Source organism: Caulobacter sp. (assembly GCF_017744445.1).
Lineage (GTDB): Bacteria > Pseudomonadota > Alphaproteobacteria > Caulobacterales > Caulobacteraceae > Caulobacter.
On record NZ_JAGIBH010000062.1, the window covers coordinates 1 to 1,794 of the forward strand.

Genomic DNA, 1,794 nt, shown 5'->3' on the forward strand with positions numbered 1-1,794 from the left:
GTGGTCAGGGCCGCGACCTGGGTCTTGTTGAACTCGCCGATGTCGGTCGCCGACAGGCCGCGGACCTGGACCGGCGACAGGGCGGCGATCTGGCCGACCGACAGGGCCGCGACCTGGGTGACGTTCAGGGCCGAGATGTCGGCGGCCGAGAAGCCTTCCAGCTGCGCCGCGCCCAGGGCGCCGACCTGGCTGGCGGTGAAGTCGCCGATGTCCTCGGCGCTGAGGCCTTCGATCTGGCTGGCCGTCAGGCCGCGGATCTGGCTGGTGGTCAGGCGGGCGAACTCGGTGGCGTTCAGGGCCGAGAGGATCTCGCCGCGCACCGCGCCGATCTGGGCCGAGGACAGCACCGCCACCTGGCTGGTCGACAGCAGGCCAAAGCTGGTGGCGTCCAGGCCGGCCACCTGGGTGGTCGACAGTCCGCCGACCTGGGTGGTGGTCATGCTGGGCAGGCGCGAGGTCCCCAGCGCCGCGAAGGCCGAGGCCGACAGGGCGCCGATCTGGCTGGGACCCAGGGCCGCGAACTCGGTGCTGGTCAGGCTGCCGATCAGGGTGGTCGAAAGGCCCGCCATCTGGGTGGCGCTGAGCTGGGCCAGGCGATCGCGGATCAGGCTGTCGGACAGGCCCGACAGCTGGGTCGGCGACAGGCCAGCGAACTGGGTCGCCGTCAGGCGCGCGATGCTGGTGGTCGACAGGCTGCCCAGGTTCGTGCCCGACAGCGCGCCCAGCTGCGAGGCCGTCATGTAGCCGACCTGGGTCGTCGACAGCTCGTTGAAGTCCGTGCTGGAGAGGCCGCCGACCTGCGTCGTGCTGAGGCTCTGGACCTGGGTCGAGGACAGGCGCGCGACCTGGGTCGTGGTCAGGGCCGACAGGGCGGTGTCCGACAGCGACGACAGGAAGGTCGAGTTCAGGCCGCCGACCTGGGTCTCGGCCAGGGCCATCAGCTGGGTCGAGGTCAGGCTGCCGGCCTGGGTGGACGACAGGCCGGCCAACTGGCCCGAGGTCAGGCCGGCCACCTGGGTGGCGCTCATCGCCGGCAGGACGTCTGGGGACAGGGCGCCCAGCTGGGCCGAGCTCAGCGCCGCCAGCTGCGCGGGCGACAGGCCTTCCATCTGGGTGGGGCGCAGGGCGGTGATCTGGGCGGCGAGCAGCGCCTTGACCTGGGTCGTGCTCAGCGCGCCCAGCTGGGTGGTGCTCAGCACCGCGACGTCGGTGGCGGGCAGGGCCGCCAGCTGGGTCGCGCCGATCGCGCCGATCTGGGTCTCGCTGAACTCGGCCATGTCCTCGGGCTTCAGGCCCGCCAGCTGGCTCGAGGTCAGGCCGCGCATCTGCTGGGTGCTCAGCGCGCCGATGTGGTCGGCGTCCAGGGCCGAGAAGGCGGTGGGCGACAGGCCCGCCAATTGGCTGGACGACAGCAGGGCCAGGCGCTCGGGCTCCAGCGACGTCACCGCGGTGATCGACAGGCCGCCGATCTGGGTGGAGCGCAGGGCCTGCCACTGGGTGGCGCTCATATTACCCAGGTCGGTGGCGTCCAGATTGGCGATCTGGCTGGCCGAGAGGCTGGCCCACTGGGTGGCGTTGAGGTCGCTGATCAGGGTCGCCGACAGCGCGGCCATCTGGACGGTGGTCAGCGCCGCGACCTGGGTGGTGCTGAGCAGGCCGAAGGTGGTGGTCGAGAAGCTCTTGATCTGGGTCGCCGTGAGCGCCTTGACCTGGGCGGCGCCCAGCTTGTCCAGGCTGTCGGCGGCCAGCTGGTTCAGGGTGGTGACCGACAGGGCCGGGATCTGGGCGGCGGTG

Annotated in this window: 1 pseudogene; it reads right to left on the bottom strand. The window is 71.7% G+C overall.

What is annotated here, in order from left to right:
• Window positions 1–1,794 (bottom strand): annotated as a pseudogene (locus tag J7528_RS23595) (ice nucleation protein); the annotation flags it as partial.